Below are 18,375 nucleotides of genomic sequence, written 5' to 3'. Positions count from 1 at the left end.
CTGCACAAACAGATAGGTTACGCCCCACGCTTTTATAGCGTAGAACGTTACTCTAACTGTCCTTGTTGTGCAATTGAAAATTTCCTAGGTTTCCTCTTTTACAAGAACTTTTAGTTAACGCTTAACTTGATATTTTATATATTTTTTGTTTCTATATTTCGTTGTTTGATTTAAATACAAAGATATGTTAATTTTCAGATTACTTTACAATAAATTCTTGCGCTCTAATGATAACAGGAAGGCAAGATGGTGATCCCCTTCCCTTAAGACAATGGTAGGGGTTGTTTGATATATAGGCTTGAAGTGTGAAATACAGACATAATTTTTTAAAATTTTGTAATTTTTTTTCTTGAAAATTAAGGGAAATGGTTATCAACATTCTCAAAGGGATTGGTCTATTAGCTTGACTTTTAGAGGCTAAGACCGTAAATTTAATAAGTACAATAAATACATTACTTATTATCAACATCTTACAGCATTTAATAACTCCTGGTGTATATATATTAAAATAAATGAATACCATTTTTAGAATTTGCTTGACTTCATTAATTTTAGGAACGTTAAGATTGTCGCAATGTGGAAAAGACAGTAACTTATCCATCTTGTTTCAAGTGGAGAAAATACTGTCTCAAATTGTTTCACCTCTAAAAGGTTGGTAACTGATTATAACCACTGAGACGTCATTTTTCTTAAAGGGTATAATAAGATAATATTGACGTCTCAAATTATTTTAGAGATATATTAAATTTTGCTTTTTCTAATTTAATCATTCTCATTTCAGAACTGTCAACCCTTTTTTTAAAGGTTCTAATTTCATAGAATCTTTTAATAGCATTGATTTCTCTCTTTGCTTCTGAGTCGTATTTTTGATAAATCACCATAAATAAATCTAAGAATTCGCTTTGATTATATTCTTTTCCGGATTCAAATTTTTGATACAATTCACGGATTAATGGTACATTCTCAAGATGGGTACTGTCATAGTATAAATAATAGTGCTTCTTTATTTTATTTAGACTTTTACCAATCTTACGAAGTTTGTCAACCCCTTCGTTTAAAAAAATCTCATACATTTCAGGATAATCACGAGTAATCAGACTCTCAAGTTCTTCTAAACTATCAATCTGATATTTATTTTCTGCTCTTTCCTTTCTTAATCTTTGAATAGATTGCATAGCAATGATTAGCTGTTCGTATTTATCCTTAAATGGCTTATATGCTGATACAAGTTTTACATCTAATGAAGAAAGGTCATAAAATTCTTCGACATGATCCACGTTAAAATATTTTAAATCAGTATTCCTAATCCCCACTTCCTTAATAGCTTCAATCAACTTCTTAGTTGAAACGTAAAGAGATTTCACTCTATTCTCAAGTCTAAAATTGTCCATCATGAAATAATTTGGAGTAAAATCCTCGTTAAAAAATGCTTTATCTGCATTAATTTGAATAATCTCTTTAAGATAACTCCTCAGGCCCTCATTGTCTGTTGAGATATAGTGAGTCTTTAAGAACACTCTTAGTTGAGTTCCAAACCTAAACGCCTCTTCAATTGATGATTCAGAAACATAATTTACATATTTTGAAATTTTGCAGATAAAAGATATGGAATTAACCAATTCCTTCTTACGTAAACGACCGATAATTTGTAGAATATCTGTATTCGGGTCAATTATAGAATGTTGAAAATTATCAATATCGGAAATCATTACAATGTCCACTTGCTCATCCAATTTAATATCCACAGCAGAAAAGAAGCGGCTAGTTAGAAAATTATACTTACTAAATTTTGCATTGTCGACCATATCTATAACATGATTGGGAGTAACACCTTTTGTCTTCTCGCAGAATTCTTTACACCCATCAGTTGATGTAAAAACAGATGATAATTTATCAATTTTTAGTGATTTAATAATGCGAGCTATACCACTAACACTATTCAGAAAGATAAATACCTTATCTGCCTTTGAAGATTGTAAAACCTTATTCAATGTTGATAGTGAATGATTTGTTGTAATTATGTTCAAATCCCTTTGTATATCAAAAGTTGGAATCACATTGCATATTGAGAAGCCATTCTCTTTAAATCGAGGGTCTGTTGGAATTAGTGCAGTTGCGCTAACGAAAGCTTTGTATTTGAATTTGAAAAAATATTCAAGTGATAACAATATTGATTTTCTATAATTAACATCCTTAGTTAACTTATCACATTCGTCAATAAGCATAAAGTATGTGTTTAAATAATCAATTTCCATTTCTTCAAATACTGCTATAATTTTAGACAATGATTCGGGGGTAGTTACTAACTTTTTATCTTCGACATTACCTCTAAGATACTTTTCAATATGAACCTTATTCACACCTTCATATACTCCTAAAACACCTTTGCGTCCTTTGGTCTTACCAATAATTACAGGAACATTTGGTTCAATAATGATAGAATTTCTTTGTGCAACATTTAATTCAATATGGGTTGCCCCAATACCTGTAAGGTTTTTGCAAAAAATGGTGTTAGTTGGAACCGGTTTACTTAGGTATGTATCTTTTTTTAATTTAATAGTTGTAGTTTTCATAAGGCATAGAATATCTGTTCGCACATATGTGCGTTATTAAAAATCTTGAAACGTTAAGGGAAAAGCTGAGGAGGATTCCTCAGCTTAAATTATACTAGGGTTTATTTTTGATTTGCAATAGTTAGGAGCTCCTTCAAATCAAGATTATATTTTACGTTAGTTGCAAAGCTCAAAAGCTTGTATAAGCCAAAGAAGTAAAACATCTTATATGTAACTTCTTTTCCGCGATACTTGGTGGTAATTTCAACATTAGAGATATTATTTTCGTCAAGTCTTACATCACTTATATAAATTTCTATCCCATTTGTAAGATTATTTAATAATAACCATAGTCCTTTTCGATGTGAATTAGGTATTGCCTTGTAATAAGCTATAAAGTTCTTTTTGGAAATTACACCTAAATATTTGTGGTTTTCGACAAAAAAACTTTTGTTGTTCAATGTATATTTAATGGTAGCTTTAGTTGCTTTTTTTGTAGCGCCATTGAATAAAGGTTTAGCAATATTTTCAATGTTTGTTTTGGTCGCTGATTTTTTAAAATTAATTATATTCATCTTTTTCAAATTTTAATATTTATGTCTCCCTAGTTCATGTCCACATTTAAACACTTGGCGCCTTATTGTTTAAAGTAGTATCCCTCTCGGACATCACAAAAGTCTGAAGAAACGAAAAGGGGATAATATTTTACTTTCGTAAAGTATACCCCCCATTGAAAATGAACAAGAATATTATTGAGTTTTATTTACTTTTTAGTAGGTCTTTAATATAATCTTCCTTTAAATCAAAGGGCTGATCAAAATCTAATTTGGGATTCTGCGGAACAAAGCCAAAGAATCGAAGGCAGGAGAATATAATGTGCTCTTTCTGTTTTTTCAAACCTATCTTAAAGTAATTACTCAATTCAGTTGATTTGTCAGTCAGATATCTATCCAATGTTTTTGCGATTAAGCTATTGAATTTATTCAGTGGTGAAACTCGTTCATCCCAGCCCCAATTTTGTGTAGCCTCAGTAAACAACCTTTCCATATAGCTTAATTCAATATTAGGATACAATCCGTCATCTTGAAATATTTTCATGATAGCCTGTGAAGTTATGTTGTTCATCTTTTTCATCACCTGCGCAATTGGAAGATCTTCTGCGAAAGAAAAGGTCATATTTAAGCTCTCATTAAAATACTTGATATCTTCCTCTGTAAGTTGTTCTAAAGACCATTTAGAAACCCTGTGGGCAAGTAATAAATTTAATATCACCTCTCGTTCCTCTGAATCTATTTTTAGAGTATTTTGTTTAATTACATCACCATTTTCGCTTTTCAATCTAAAAGTAGCATCACTCCTATCAAGGTGTTTAATCATTTGTAGTAGATTGATTATTTCTTTTAATTGCTCAAGCTCTTTGGATATAAAGTTACCTTTATTCTCAAATTTGCTATTAGGCGCTTTCTTATCTATTTGATAAGAAGCGTAAAGATATTTGAAATATGTACTCCATTCGTATGTAGCAAATAGGTAGGTGATTGCAATTATTTCGTAATATAGTGTATGAATTACCTGAACTTCTTCACCTGTATAATTTCTAGGATTTATAGGCTGGAAATACCTTTGAATAAAACTAGAGATATTCCAATCATCACCTCCAACATACCTCTCTATATCAATTTCCATAATCATATTATTTTCCTTTTTAGGATCTGGAAAACTAGGCGTGTAATTGTAGTAAGGAGCTATATTAGTTAGATCAATTGAATAGTTAATATTTACTTTTTGGTATTTTGGTGACTCAGACATCTTTTTTCTGCTAAAATATAAAAGCCCATCGAATTAACGATAGGCTTATCAGAAATAATTGAGACATGATTTTTTGAAAGGGGTATAAAAACAAAATTTCCGTGTCTCACTAAATACTTGGAACTTCCTTTTCTGATATATCAACAAAATCAAGTAAATCCTTAAGATAATTCTCTGTCTCTTCAATAGAGGCATGTCGATTAGCTTTCATGATTTCAGCCAAACTCCATCCTGCTAGAAATTTCTTTACATTACTAAAATGCTTAAAACTATACATGGTATATCCTTTATTATCTAATCTAAGCTTTTTAAGAATTGTCACAAACCTTTTGTAAGGTCTATTCGGATGATATGGAATTGTTCCATATAAACAATTATCGTTACAGAAAAGATACAATTCTTGGTCTATATGTTGAAATGGTTCAAGAAGCTTTTTAAAGTTGGAAGAAATTGTCGAGTAACCATCTTTTCTATTCTTACTAATGTGTGAAGGAATAAAAATAAGATTTCGTTCGAAATCATAATGTTTACGCTGTAATAACATCAATTCTTTTGGTCGAATACATGTATAGTAAATAGATTTCACAAATAAAGATAACATTCGATCTTTATCAACAGCATTCATAATACTCTTGAAATCTTCATCTGTGAATACTTTATGCTTCTCTGTTTTAGAAACATATCTGTTCTTTATCTTGGATACTGGATTCGTCTCAATAAAACCCTCTGAAATACAAAATTCAAAAAAACCATAATAGATACCTTTACAGTTATTGAATGTCTTTGGCATCCATTTCTTGCCCAACGAAACAAGAAGCTTGTTCAGATGACTAAATTGCAGAGAATCAATTTTAGCCGAAGCAAAGATTTCATTCAAGAATTTAAGTTTACTGGAATAGCTCTGAATTGTTTTAAGCCTTGAGCCTTTATCGATTTGAAACTGAATAAATAATTCGATTGCTTTGGAAACAATTGGAATCTCTATTTTAATAGCTTCAATTGTATTGAATCGACCTGATTGTAATAGATTTTCATAGTGGATACGTAACTCTGAAAAATTCTTGATCTTGTTTTGATAATCCTTAATACGATTCAGTCCATCAGATTTACGATGTCTTTTTCCATCGAAATAGAACTCAATAAACCATTTCTCATTCGCTTGTAAAGCTTTTGTACTCCTAACCTTACCTTGTAAGATTACGGGTGTTGTGTAGTTTTTCGTCACAGTTTTGGCACAGTTTTCCAAAATGTGACCTAAAGCATATAGTATTTGCTAAAGAATGACCTAGCGGGAATATAAATAAAAACCGCATTTAAAGCCAACAGACTCCGGAGAGGTGTCAGAGTGGTCGATCGAGCACGCTTGGAAAGCGTGTGTACTTAACGGTACCGCGGGTTCGAATCCCGCCCTCTCCGCATCCTAACAAGGAAAACGTATCAAAACCCTACAAATTGTACAATTTGTAGGGTTTTTCTTTTACACGCCATATCGTTTTTTTAAATACTTCTCATTTCCAGCGAGACCCTAAAAGATGGTTAGCTAGGGTCTCGCTAAAATGAACCGCTAGATAAACACCGCACAAAGGCACTACATAACCAGTCTTTGAACATCTTGACAGTTTATATCCAATAGAATAAATTGAATATTGAAATAAAACATCACACACTTACATGACAAAGTGAATAAGCATAACGAATGGTTTTATTTTTAGATAAAGTCTTCCTATAGCATAGGTATCATTCCTACTTTTTTTGTAGATTGGTTTTGCTGAACCATTAGGAGCGAACATAATCATGTAAGATTAAAATGGACAAACTGACAATCATAATAAACGGAGACAATTTTTCTGATTTAGAAAGTTTCTATCATGAAGTCGACCAAGTCTTGACGAAAGATCTTGATTGGCAAACAGGGCATAATCTAGACGCGTTTAATGACCTACTTTGTGGCGGTTTTGGTGTTTACGATTATGCGACATCTGTAAAAATTGTTTGGACAAAATTTTCTAAAAGCAGAAGCGAATTAGGGGAGAAACTTACAGATACTTTATGTGCGATAATCGCATACCACGATCATATTGAATTTGAGACAAAAGACTAAGAAATAATTGTAGTATAAAGAATAAATGATGGACGTGGTTATCTATAGCTTAAAGCGCCTACATAGGTGACTAACGATAACACTCCCTCCCTAAACTACTAAAAAGCCCAGCTACAAAACTGGGCTTTCTCATTTTTTACATGTAGAATTTTTGAAATTTAATGATGTAAAACGTATCGTAGAAAATTATTAATCAACCGAATATTTACCCAAAGTATTCGAAAATACATAAATACCAGCCGAATAATTATTGCCTAAAAAGACCTCTTTCTAATTGATTATTTTTAAAGAATACATAGATGGTGCATTGCCTTTGTTAATTATAAAATTTAAAAAAAATGAAAAAATTAAATGGAATGAAGAGTTTCTCTTCTTTAGAAAACAAAAAACTAGACTTAGAAAATGTGGAAGGTGTTACTGGAGGTCGTCTATCTCAGGAACGTTTCACCCAAGTTTCTTCTAACTTTTTAAATGCAGACGGTGCTCAAGATTATGATATGTACATCGGTAGTAGATTTGTTGGAAGAGGATGGGATATGTCAGATTGTGACGTTTCTTGGTAATAACTGAATCGATTCATCACATCGTGTACATCTAACATTATTCAAAAGAACATTGATTACCTGGCGAATATGTATGTTCCCCGAGCCCCATTGACTTACTGATTGATTTTAAAGAACACAAGCAATTGTGCATTGAATTTGTCAATTATAGATTTTAAAAAAATGAAAAAATTAAATGGAATGAAGAGTTTCTCTTCTTTAGAAAACAAAAAACTAGACTTAGATAATTCTAAAGCTGTGTTAGGTAGTTTGGCTGGTGGGCCTCAGTATATCAGATCTAATTTCTTAGATGAAAATGGATGTCAGGATGTAGATTACTATCATGGAGGTAAATGGCGTGCTAGATTTTATGATTGTTCAGGTTGTTAATAGTTCTATTTTAAGGTTATGAAGAAATTAACTGGAATGAAGGATTTTTCTGCTTTGGAAAAGAAGAAAATCGATATAAATACTGTAGGCGGATTAGCCATGTCTGGTGGTGTTTATGAAATACGTTCAAACTTCGTCGATGCACATGGTTGCTCTGATGTAGATGTTTATGATGGAAATGGTGGTACATACCTGTCAAGAGTATGGATCAAAGATGGCCGATTTCCTCACCTAGATTAAACTAAATTTCAGTTTTAATCGAAATATATTTCTAAAACATAAGCTGCTTTTGTTTGCAAAAGCAGCTTATGTTTTTAAAAAGACTGTTATACTTAAAAATAGTACACTACTCAAATTTATGATTTTAATCATCTCTAAAAACAATGAAATCACGACCACAACGGTCATAAAGTGGCTTATTGCTATGAAGAAGGAATTTATCCGTATTCATGAAAACGAGGTATTTGAAATCAAAGCTATAGAAAAAAGAATTCTTTTAAAAAGCACGCGAAATCAATTTTTTCTTGATGAAATAACTGCTGTATGGTATCGACGAGGAAATATCGCATTTGATACATTAAAGTACGAGAATCAAGCTATAAATCGCTATATGTTTGAAGTACAGCACTGGTTAACGGATTATGTAATCAAATCTTTGGAAGGAAAGAAACACATCAATAAGGAAAGTAATAGCCATGTTAACAAACTATTGGTTTTAGAAAAAGCAAAAGAAGTAGGATTGGATGTACCACCTTATTTTTTGGCTGAAGATATGAAGGATGTTATCATCAATCAAACCATTGTGAAACCCATTTCTGGTACGCCGATAATAGATATGGTTCATGAAAATCAGAATGGTATTATGTACACATCGGTCATCGAGCAAAAGAAAGAATCCAATTTCTTTATTTCTTTTTTTCAAGATAAGATCGAAAAAGATTTCGAGATACGAAGTTTCTACTTAAATGGAAAAATTTATTCTACCGCCATTATATCACAAAATGATGAAAGAACAAAGATTGATCATAGAAGATACAACAGCAAAATTCCCAATAGAAATGTCCGGTATAACCTACCTCTGGAAGTAGAGCAAAAAATTAAGGTATTGATGCAGACATTAGATCTAAATTCAGGGTCTTTAGATTTTATTAAATCTGGCGATAAGTTTTATTTTTTAGAAATTAATGCCATTGGTCAATTTTTAGGAATGTCCAATGCCTGTAACTATGGATTAGAAAGAGAAATAGCAACATACCTATAATATGGAAGAAAAAGTAAAAGACCTGATTATAAAAGAAGAGAATAAGCTTCCTCTGACATTTGAATACATGGAATTGTATGATGGTAAAAGTTCGAATAATTTAGATTCAGATTCATCGCTTTATCTAAAATGTTCAACGTATCAAACAGATTATTTGTTACGGACAAAACCATTTAAACGATTGACAAGACTGATATGAGATTTTTTAATTTGTACACTGACATCTTTATAACAAAGGGATATAATCGTATACTAGTATCCGATTTAGGGAGAAATGTTTCCAAATTATATCCGTTAGAATTGTATGAGCTTATTGAAGAATTAAAATCGAGTTCCATTGAATCGGTACTTGACAATTATGATCCAGAATCCAAAAATATTGTCCAAGAATATCTCGATTATTTATTGGAAAAGGAATATGGTTTTATTACGGAAAACGATTGGGATAAAAATTTCCCCCCATTATCTTACGAGTACCATGATTATCAATTGGTTTCCAATTTATTTATAGAAATTGAAAAACTATCCGTACCAGAAACATTAATAAAATCTATAACCAATTTAAATATTAAACATGTGGTTGTTTTTTGCAGAAGTTCAGCATCTTCACAAGAAATCATCGATTTTGACCGTGCTTTTGAAAATACACCTTTAGAAGGTTTAGAAATATTTACAGCCTATTCTACTGCTCTTAACGAAGCTTTTCTTCAAGCTGTTCATGATCGAAGTCAGCGGATTTATCATCTTGTATTTTATCAATGTGAAAAAGTCCCTGTGCTATCGAATTCCAGTTTCAGATTTATGGTTGATTTTACTGAAGATGCACTATCCATTAATTCCTGCGGAAAAGTAAATACAGATTATTTCAATACAAATATGCCCAAAGTTCTAGAGGCTATAAATCATAATTCTTGCCTTCACAAAAAGATTGGAATCGATATAAATGGTAATATTAAGAACTGTCCAGCAATGCCACAATCTTTTGGTAACATAAAAGAGATGACTTTAGAAGAAGTATTACAGCAAAATTCGGTTCAGGAATATTGGCATCTGACAAAAGAAGAAATAATGGTTTGTAAAGATTGTGAATTTAGAAATGTATGCACCGATTGCAGGGCTTTTACAGAACGTTCCCAATACAATAAAAAAGGTTTGGATATTTCCAAACCCTTAAAATGTGGCTATGACCCCTATAGCAATGAATGGTCGGAATGGTCTATGAATCCGCTAAAACAACAAGCGATAACGTACTATGGTTTTGAACAATTGGCTCCGAAAAATTAAATATGGCAAAATTTCCATTCTATAAACAACCGGATTCCAAAGACTGTGGACCTACCTGTCTCCGCATTATCAGTAAATATTACGGAAAAATATTACCCCTCCAGATGCTCCGTGATTTGTCCGAGACAACACGCGAAGGATCAAGTCTTTTGGGATTAAGTAAAGCTGCCGAATCTATAGGATTTAAAACACTTTCTGTAAAAATAGATTTCAAGACACTTGTTGAAGACGCACCACTTCCCTGTGTAGTGTTTTGGATGAAACAACATTACGTTGTTGTCTATAAAATTCAAAAAAAACGTCAGGGTTACCGAATCTATATTTCAGATCCAAGTTACGGCTTAATTAGCTATTCAGAAGAAGAATTTCTACAGAACTGGATAGGAAAAGGTGCTACCGATACAACAGAAGAAGGTATTGTACTCGTTCTAGAAACAACAGCACGTTTTGATCAACAAGAAGACATTTCAGACAGATCCTTTTCTATCAAAAACTATCTGAAACATTATTTTTTTAAATATAAATCCTTTATTATTCAATTGGCTTTAGGGTTGATAGGAGGAAGTTTACTGTCCTTGGTTTTTCCGTTTCTGACACAAAGTATCGTTGATATAGGGATTCAGAATCAAGATTTAAATTTTATCTATTTAGTGTTATTTGCCCAAATTATGCTTTATATTGGACAAATGGGCATAGAAGTGATCCGAGGATGGATTTTACTGCACCTATCATCACGCATCAATATATCTATTGTATCTGATTTCTTCATTAAATTGATGCGTTTGCCTATTAGCTTTTTTGATTCAAGGGTAACGGCCGATATCATGCAACGAATCGCTGATCATGGTCGAATCGAACAATTACTTACCAACAACTCTCTACAGACACTCTTTTCATTGATCAATTTTTTGGTTTTTGGTGTTGTTCTTCTATTTTACAGCTATAAGCTTTTTATTATTTATCTGGTAGGTGCTGTTCTTTATTTCTTTTGGATCGCATTTTTTTTAAAGAAGAGAAGAGAATTAGATTACAAACAGTTCTCCCAGCTAGCAGAAGAACAAGGCCAGGTCATGGAATTGATCAATGGTATGCAAGAAATCAAAATGAATAATGCCGAAACCAATAAACGTTGGCAATGGGAAGGTATTCAGATTAAAGTTTTCAGAATTAAAATTAGAGCACTTAAGCTTGAACAGATACAGACTATAGGTGGAAATATTATCAATCAACTTAAAGATGTATTCATCAGTTTTATCGCGGCAAGCCTGGTGGTAGAAGGTCAATTGACATTAGGAATGATGCTTTCTGTGCAATACATCATAGGACAGCTAAATAGTCCATTAATCCAATTTATGAACTTCATCAGACAAACGCAGGATGCTAAAATTGCACTGGAGCGATTGAATGAAATCCACGGAAAGGACGATGAGGAAAGTCTGGATAATAACTATGCGTCTGAAATTCCAGAACAAAATATTTCAGTAACGAACTTAACATTTCGCTATAAAGGATCAACTCATGCTGTATTTGAAAATTTGAATCTATTGATTCCCTATGAAAAAACGACCGCTATTGTAGGCGCCAGTGGATCTGGAAAAACGACTTTAATGAAACTATTAACAAAGTTTTACGATGCAGATGAAGGTGAAATTAAGATTGGGAAGACCGACATACGCCATATCGCCCCCAGTATGTGGCGTGCATCCTGTGGCGTTGTTATGCAGGATGGTTACATTTTCAATGAAAGTATAGCAAATAATATTGCAATGGGTAATATTAGTGTAGATAAGCAAAAATTAAAGCACGCGGTAGAAATCGCACATATAAAAGATTTTATTGAATCATTGCCAGTAAGTTACAATACAAAAATTGGCTATGAAGGATTAGGTATCAGCGGGGGACAACGCCAACGGATGTTAATAGCGCGTGCAGTCTATAAATCTCCACAATATGTATTTTTCGACGAAGCAACTTCTGCCCTTGACGCAAATACAGAAAAAGTTATAACAGATAATTTGAATCAGTTCCTAAAAGGGCGAACGGCAGTGATTATCGCACATCGCTTATCTACTGTAAAAAATGCAAACAAAATAATCGTACTGGATAAAGGTAAAGTGGTCGAGGAAGGCACCCATGAACAGCTTGTATCCTTAAAAGGAGAATATTATCGATTAGTAAAAAATCAATTAGAACTTGGCAACTAAAGACAACATATTGGACAATATCAATCTGCGTTCAGAGCAGGTACAGGAGGTTTTAGAAACACCGCCAAATTGGCTTATCCGTTGGGGAAGCCTAGTGATGTTAGGTATAATACTTTTATTTTTTTTACTGGCATGCATTATTAAATATCCAGAATTCATTTCATCTACTATTATTATATCATCTCAAAATCCACCAGAGAAAATTGAGGTTAGGATCGATTCACGGATTGAAAAATTGATCGCAAAAGATCAAAAAACAGTAAAAAAAGGAGACTTACTGATGGTTTTGGAGTCGTCAGCCGATGATCAAGATATATATCAATTAAAGAAGATTCTCGATTCTCTATCGACGAAACAACTTAGTAAATTTCCATTACAACTTGTTTCCAGCTTTAGATTGGGTGAAGTACAGGAAGATTACAATGCCTTTGCCAAGGCGCTGGAGGAAGAGATATTATTTACCAATCTACAGCCTTATGCTGCAGAAGAGGTAACGGCCCTTAAAGGTATTACAGATTATAAAGAACGTGTTGCAAATCTTAGGCAACAACATATATTAGAATCAAGTAAGTTACAATTGACCGAAAAAAACTACAAGCGTTCCGAATCATTACATCGTGAAGGTGTGATAGCTGCTTTAGAACTTGAAAATGAAAAAGTAAAATTATTGGAAGCGCAAAGGAATTTCAAAAATACAGAAATATCAATTGCGCAATTGGAAGAAACTATTTTAAACTTTAAAAAAATAAAATCAGGTGCAGATGTAAATATTGTTAAAGAAAAAACTTCCTATTCATCTGCTTCTATCTTATTACTTGAAAAGCTCAAAAAAGCACTACGACAATGGGAAAAAACTTATCTCGTCTATGCTTCTATAGATGGAACATTAAGTTATCTCCAATTTTTAGGAGAGAAACAATTTGTGAAAGCGGGCAGTACCCTGCTCAGTATACTGCCAAACAATAGACAGATAACAATAGGACAAATGCATATAGGAGCGCAGAATCAAGGTAAAATAAAAATAAATCAAAAGGTATTGATCAAGCTTGATAATTATAAGTACCAGGAATATGGTATAGTACAAGGGAAAATCAAATCCATTGCTTTAGTTCAAGATAAAGACAGTAAATACTATATAGAAGTAGCACTGCCCAATGGATTACAGACTTCTTATCATAAAACAATTGTATTTGACAAGGAATTGAGCGGAACGGCTGATATTGTTACACAAGAATTAACACTTGCTGAAAGAATATTGAGTCAATTAAGGAGTTTACTTAGATATCAAGATAATTAATGATTGTGTTATTTCGATATATATTACTAACGCTTGGCATCACATGCATTACAGGCAAAGTTTTGTTCGCACAACAGACTTTTGACTTACACCAATGCATTGCCGTTGCACTTGAAAAGAATATCACTTTAGACAAAGCGAAATTAGTTCTTGAAGACAAAAATCTAGATATAAAAAATTACAAAAATGAACGTCTACCTAATCTAAATGGATTTACAAATTTATACAACAATTTTGGACAATCTCAAGATATTTTTGGTAACAATGCACGAAATGACAACTTCAACAGTACATTAGGTTTATCTTCCTCCTATTCGATCTTAAACAATGGCAAACTGAAAAATTTCATTAAGAAATCAGAGAGAGAAATGGAAGCAAGCGGACAAGACTTAGCTTTACTCAAAAGAGAAATAACACTAAAAACTATCCAGGCTTACCTAAACGTATTGTTGCAAAAAGAGATCTGCAAATCGGTAGATACAGCTCTATTTTTTGCAGAGAGCCAACTTTTAAAAGTACAAAAGTCAACTGACCTCGGAGCCACTTCACTCACTATATTATACGAAGCAAAGGCTAATTATGAACGTGAGAACGAAAAGAATAGACAGGCGCACTACACTATAGATAAAGCTATATTGGAACTTAAACAAATAATGGCTATTGAACCAGATCAAAATTTTGAAATTAATACGGAAACTAAGGCTTTTTCACCGTTACAGCAATCAAGTTCTGAATCTTCGGATTTATACAGTTCCTATTTAAAACAGCACCCTGCATTAAAAAAATATGCATTGTTGAGTGAGGCACTTCAATTTGATCAAAAAGCTATAAAAGCCCAGCTTTACCCCACGATTGATGCGAGTCTGACATTGGGTAGTTTTTATTTCAATAATTTGACTACAGGCTTTGGAAGACTTCCTTTATTTAATCAGCTTCAAAATAATTTTTCTCAACAGATAGGTCTGACCATCAATGTACCAATATTCAACAAAAATACTGTTAAGACAGCTGTTCAAAAGAATAAGATTCAACAGGCTGAAAATGCAAAACAAATACAATTAGAACAGCTTACTATCAAGCAGGAGCTAACAAAACAATTACTAGATCTGGATAATTATCAAAAACAATATAAACTAGCAACTAATGTTCTGGAAGTCACTAAAAAGGCTTTTGATTTAAGTTTAAAAAGTTACGAGGCAGGTAGAATCAGTATATATGACTTAAATACATCGCGTTCGAACCTGCTCACGACAGAGAGTGAGCTGATTCAAACTAAATACAATATGCTATTTACACAAATTTTAATCCATTATCTGAGTACAGGTGACATTAAATTTTAAACCTGTTCAAAAAATAAAATTATCCCAATCCTTCGATAAACTGCATAATCATTTCTCGCTTTCGATTTGAAATAGGAATCATCCTGCCATCCTTCATTTCCAGTTGCCCGTCTTTAAAATACTTATGGATATAATGGGAATTAATAAGATAAGATTGGTGACAACGTATAAACTGTTCTTGAGGCAACATCGCTTCAAAATGCTTTATTACTTTAGAAACCATTAAATTGACCCCATCTTTTAAATGAAAAGTAGTATATCCTTTATCACTAAAACAGTATAAAATATCCTCTACATCAACAATCTGTGTAAATTCAAAGGTTCGAAGTGCTATTTTTTTTGGAGTAGCCGGATGTTTAAGATGACTTTCTGCAATCTTGAGCTGTAATTGGTTTAGCGTAAATTCTGTCGTCTTTTTATAGCATTGTTCAATCTTCTCCATGAGTAAACTTGGATCGATCGGTTTTGTCAGATAACCAATAGCGCCAAGATTAAGCGCTTCAATAGCATATTGGTTAAAAGCAGTTATAAATATAATATTAGCATCTAAATTAAGATTGGCTAATAATGCTAAGCTGAGACCATCTTTTAACTGTATGTCTGATAAGATAAGGTCCGGTAATTCTCTTGGAATGTCGATCTCGGCCTTTTTGATATTAGACGAGCTTCCAACCATCCGCACATAGGGTATTTCATCCAAAATGGATTGGATATAACGAAGTATATTCGCCTCGTCTTCGAGTACATAAATCTTTAACATAATCTAATCAAAATTCAGAGTTAATGGGAAATATATTTCAACTTGATAACCTGTTCCGTCCTGTTTAAAATTCGGATGTTTGCGCATACCTGCAACATGCTTATCCTTTCCAAATAGCAGTTCAATACGCTCCTCGGTTATTACCTGAGATAAGGATTCTTTCTTCTTTTTTATCTGTGAGTTTTCCGCCACTCCCACTCCATTATCAGTAATCTCAATATGTAGCGTACCTTTAGTTTGGTAAAACCTAACTTGTAGACAACCTTTATCCTCCAGGCTCATAAGACCATGTTCTATCGCATTTTCTAAAAAGGGCTGGACTAACATCGGAGGAATAAGTGTATTATCTAAGTCTAAATCGCCTGTTTCCACATGATATTCAAAAGAGTGATTAAAACGCATTTGTTGAAGATTGACGTAGTTATTAAGACTATCTATTTCTTTTTCTAACGGTATAAAATCTTTTCTATTTAACTCTAACATATCGCGGATAACTTTTGTCAGAGTAACCAAATACTTATTTGCTTCCAATTTTTTATCGGTACTGATCAAGCCCTGCAAGTTGGCAATAGAATTATATATAAAATGAGGATTTAGCTGATTTTGCCTATTTTTTTGTTCTAAGACAAGTTGTTTATGTTGTAATAACAATTTATCATGTTCAGCCTTGAAGAGTTTTTGTTTGTAGGAGCTGAAAACAAAAAAGACAATAAAGATCGTCAATATGATGAAAATTATAAATGTCCATCGCTGTTGGGTAATAAATTTACTGTTTAAATCATTATTTTCCTGAAGAGATCGAATTGCTTCATCTTTCTTCTGAGCATCATAACGTGCAGTAATGTCAGCTATCGCTGTCTTTTGCATCACCTCAGTGGCCTGTAGATATGCTTCATATTGTTTTCTACCATATAGATAAGCCTGTTTATAATCGCCCTTTTTTTCATAAGATTTGCTTAAGATATCCAATACCGAAGTCATATCTTTGGTTTCCTTTTTGTTTTTACGAGCGATTTCCATCCCCCTCTTCACATATAGAATAGCTGAATCAGGTTGATTGTTAGCAAGGAATAGGTCGGCAAAATTATTGTACTGTTTTAATGCCGTATTCTCTTTCGTTTTGGTGAGATAGTTAAAATATATCCTATGTCGATCAACAGCTTCTTTTGTCTTTCCCTGTTTTTTCAGCCATTGTGATTCAAAGTCAATCGAACGCATTAATGCCATTGTATCATCCAATTCTCTAGCCAAAGCTTGACAGCTATCCAGATATGTCTCAGCCCCAGGAGTTCCATCAAGATCTAAGGAGATCATAAAACGAATATCATAGTACATTTGAAGGAAGCGTGCAGATGTTGCATAAGGATGATTTTGTCTGAACAATTTAATATACCGTAAAGAATTCTCGGAGTCCTGATTAGTATAAAAAATCATGGCCAACATGTTGTCATATAAAAATAAGAATACAGACTTAGATTTCTCCACCTGACTTCTTGTATTCATAAGCTCCTTGGTCACTTCTGAGCTATTAATATCTGTATGGTCGGCTTTACTTTTTAAGAGCACATATTTCTTTAAAGCCCACTCATCCACCTGCTTAGGTAATATATATATGTTATTCACACTACTTATCAGTGAATCATCTTTAAAACCAAAGGGTAAATTAAGTGCTTTGAGTGCCCAATAATAAATATTCTTGTTAAAATTGGCTGATTTTTCATACTCGACAAACAGACTATCTCTGATCCGATTATTATCCTGTGTTGAATTTATAATCGAACTTAACAAATGATGCTTTGCAACACTGTCCAAAGTCAAACCTGCATGTTTAGAAATTGTTGGCTTCTGACTGGAGTCACAGCTTACAAATATGGTTAAAAAATAAATGCAGAAAATTATGCTCCAAATTCTATTCAATTTCAGCAAGCGACCAGTTTTTAGACAATATTCTTTCATCCCTATAAAAATCATTTTTTAAAACAACTAATATAAACCATTTTCAATATTCGCTATAGTTCAACCAATATTCGAAACGATCTTGTCGATATTTAAAGAACAAGATTGTCCGAAACTTATACTATATGTAAAAATAAATAAGGTTACAGAAGTGCTGACTTCAATTAGTTTGTTTCAAATATATTTAAAAAATGGAACTAGTCAGGGGCTCTCAATTCAATTATATAAATAGTCAAATAAAAAATGCTAAAATTATTTTAAAAAAAATCCGCCGGTTTACCATATTACATAAAATCAAAACCCTATAAATCAGAAAATTTACAGGGTTTTGATTTTTATTTTAAATTACGATTTTCTATCTAGTACCTATTTTGGTTGGTTAAACATGTACCGAGCGATCTTCCATTTGTTATTTTCTTTTTTCATTAAAAAAAACTCTCGATTTAACTCGTTAGATTTTTGTCCACTAGCACGGATCAATTGACTTCCGTTTGATTGAGTTCGAACAAATACTACACTATCTTCAAGTATAACTGCTTCCTCCATTTTAAAGGATACATTAAGCAGGATTGCTTTAAAAACATTTTGATAAGCTATTGTAAGTTCATGTTTTCCTGTTGCTGTGGGCAACCCTGTTGCCATAAATATACCGTCAGCCGTATATTGACCGACGGCCTGCTCGACATTTGATTTATTCAGGGCCTCAAAATAAATAGTCAAAGCATCTTCGATTTCCGCTTTTATTGTTTGTTTATTCATTACTGTTGAGTTTTCAAGTTTAGAAATATGTGCATCATCATTCCGTTGATTTGTTTCATCTTGACAGGCTAATAACATAAAAAAAAACACTGCCGCCACCATGGCCTTTATCATACAATT

The 18,375-nt window shown here is 32.7% G+C and carries 17 protein-coding genes and 1 tRNA gene; 11 read left to right on the top strand and 7 right to left on the bottom strand.

The genetic code is table 11. From position 1 onward, the window contains the following. Positions 1-725: 725 nt before the first annotated feature. The 4 genes from WH188_RS00735 to WH188_RS00720 form a co-directional block, all read right to left on the bottom strand. Positions 726-2,573 carry a hypothetical protein gene (locus WH188_RS00735; protein ID WP_339423049.1) on the bottom strand — a complete coding sequence of 616 codons (1,848 nt, stop codon included), beginning with the start codon at positions 2,571-2,573 and terminating at the stop codon, positions 726-728. A 101-nt stretch (positions 2,574-2,674) separates the two neighbouring features. Beyond that, positions 2,675-3,127 (bottom strand): hypothetical protein, encoded by a 453-nt coding sequence (locus tag WH188_RS00730; protein ID WP_339423048.1) that lies wholly within the window; start codon positions 3,125-3,127, stop codon positions 2,675-2,677. Positions 3,128-3,311: 184 nt separating this feature from the next. Beyond that, positions 3,312-4,361, bottom strand: a complete 1,050-nt coding sequence (locus tag WH188_RS00725; protein ID WP_339423047.1) for a hypothetical protein — start codon at positions 4,359-4,361, stop codon at positions 3,312-3,314. A 109-nt stretch (positions 4,362-4,470) separates the two neighbouring features. Then, positions 4,471-5,586, bottom strand: coding sequence for a tyrosine-type recombinase/integrase (locus WH188_RS00720; protein ID WP_339423046.1), 1,116 nt, complete (start codon positions 5,584-5,586; stop codon positions 4,471-4,473). Positions 5,587-5,692: 106 nt separating this feature from the next. Between WH188_RS00720 and WH188_RS00715 the strand changes: the two genes are divergently transcribed. The 11 genes from WH188_RS00715 (at position 5,693) to WH188_RS00665 (ending at position 14,780) form a co-directional block, all read left to right on the top strand. Continuing rightward, positions 5,693-5,777 (top strand) — tRNA-Ser (locus WH188_RS00715). A gap of 391 nt (positions 5,778-6,168) precedes the next feature. Next, the gene (locus WH188_RS00710) at positions 6,169-6,462 is read left to right on the top strand and encodes a barstar family protein (RefSeq protein ID WP_132771934.1); all 294 of its coding nucleotides are present in this window, start codon (positions 6,169-6,171) and stop codon (positions 6,460-6,462) included. A 338-nt stretch (positions 6,463-6,800) separates the two neighbouring features. Further along, on the top strand, positions 6,801-7,025 hold the full coding sequence (locus tag WH188_RS00705) for a TIGR04139 family peptide modification target (protein WP_132843965.1): 225 nt from the start codon (positions 6,801-6,803) through the stop codon (positions 7,023-7,025). 162 nt (positions 7,026-7,187) lie between these two features. Beyond that, entirely contained in the window at positions 7,188-7,394 is a 207-nt protein-coding gene (locus tag WH188_RS00700; RefSeq protein ID WP_132771936.1) for a TIGR04139 family peptide modification target, read from the top strand. 18 nt (positions 7,395-7,412) lie between these two features. Further along, positions 7,413-7,634 carry a TIGR04139 family peptide modification target gene (locus WH188_RS00695; RefSeq protein WP_132771937.1) on the top strand — a complete coding sequence of 74 codons (222 nt, stop codon included), beginning with the start codon at positions 7,413-7,415 and terminating at the stop codon, positions 7,632-7,634. 118 nt (positions 7,635-7,752) lie between these two features. Next, entirely contained in the window at positions 7,753-8,655 is a 903-nt protein-coding gene (gwsG, locus tag WH188_RS00690; protein ID WP_168128077.1) for a grasp-with-spasm system ATP-grasp peptide maturase, read from the top strand. 1 nt (position 8,656) lies between these two features. After that, positions 8,657-8,854, top strand: coding sequence for a hypothetical protein (locus WH188_RS00685; RefSeq protein WP_168128029.1), 198 nt, complete (start codon positions 8,657-8,659; stop codon positions 8,852-8,854). After that, positions 8,851-9,939 (top strand): grasp-with-spasm system SPASM domain peptide maturase, encoded by a 1,089-nt coding sequence (gene gwsS, locus WH188_RS00680; protein WP_237682867.1) that lies wholly within the window; start codon positions 8,851-8,853, stop codon positions 9,937-9,939. The genes WH188_RS00685 and gwsS overlap by 4 nt, the downstream gene beginning before the upstream one ends. A gap of 2 nt (positions 9,940-9,941) precedes the next feature. Further along, complete coding sequence (locus WH188_RS00675) at positions 9,942-12,143, top strand: peptidase domain-containing ABC transporter (protein WP_132771939.1); 2,202 nt, start codon at positions 9,942-9,944, stop codon at positions 12,141-12,143. Beyond that, positions 12,133-13,440: an HlyD family efflux transporter periplasmic adaptor subunit gene (locus WH188_RS00670; RefSeq protein ID WP_168128076.1), complete on the top strand. Its 1,308-nt coding sequence runs from the start codon at positions 12,133-12,135 to the stop codon at positions 13,438-13,440. The genes WH188_RS00675 and WH188_RS00670 overlap by 11 nt, the downstream gene beginning before the upstream one ends. Positions 13,441-13,502: 62 nt before the next feature. Then, positions 13,503-14,780: a TolC family protein gene (locus WH188_RS00665; RefSeq protein ID WP_168128075.1), complete on the top strand. Its 1,278-nt coding sequence runs from the start codon at positions 13,503-13,505 to the stop codon at positions 14,778-14,780. A gap of 19 nt (positions 14,781-14,799) precedes the next feature. On the opposite strand, the gene WH188_RS00660 is transcribed toward WH188_RS00665, so the two are convergent. The 3 genes from WH188_RS00660 to WH188_RS00650 all read right to left on the bottom strand — a co-directional run bounded on the left by WH188_RS00660 (position 14,800) and on the right by WH188_RS00650 (position 18,369). Continuing rightward, a complete protein-coding gene (locus tag WH188_RS00660; RefSeq protein WP_168128074.1) occupies positions 14,800-15,540 on the bottom strand; it encodes a LytR/AlgR family response regulator transcription factor in 741 nt (246 codons plus the stop codon). 3 nt (positions 15,541-15,543) lie between these two features. Continuing rightward, positions 15,544-17,511: a sensor histidine kinase gene (locus tag WH188_RS00655; RefSeq protein ID WP_339423045.1), complete on the bottom strand. Its 1,968-nt coding sequence runs from the start codon at positions 17,509-17,511 to the stop codon at positions 15,544-15,546. Positions 17,512-17,862: 351 nt separating this feature from the next. Continuing rightward, the gene (locus WH188_RS00650; protein WP_168128072.1) at positions 17,863-18,369 is read right to left on the bottom strand and encodes a YybH family protein; all 507 of its coding nucleotides are present in this window, start codon (positions 18,367-18,369) and stop codon (positions 17,863-17,865) included. Positions 18,370-18,375: the final 6 nt, after the last annotated feature.

It is taken from the genome of Sphingobacterium sp. MYb388 (genome assembly GCF_037479535.1).
Lineage (GTDB): Bacteria > Bacteroidota > Bacteroidia > Sphingobacteriales > Sphingobacteriaceae > Sphingobacterium > Sphingobacterium anhuiense.
This window is presented reverse-complemented; position numbering and strand designations above follow the sequence as displayed.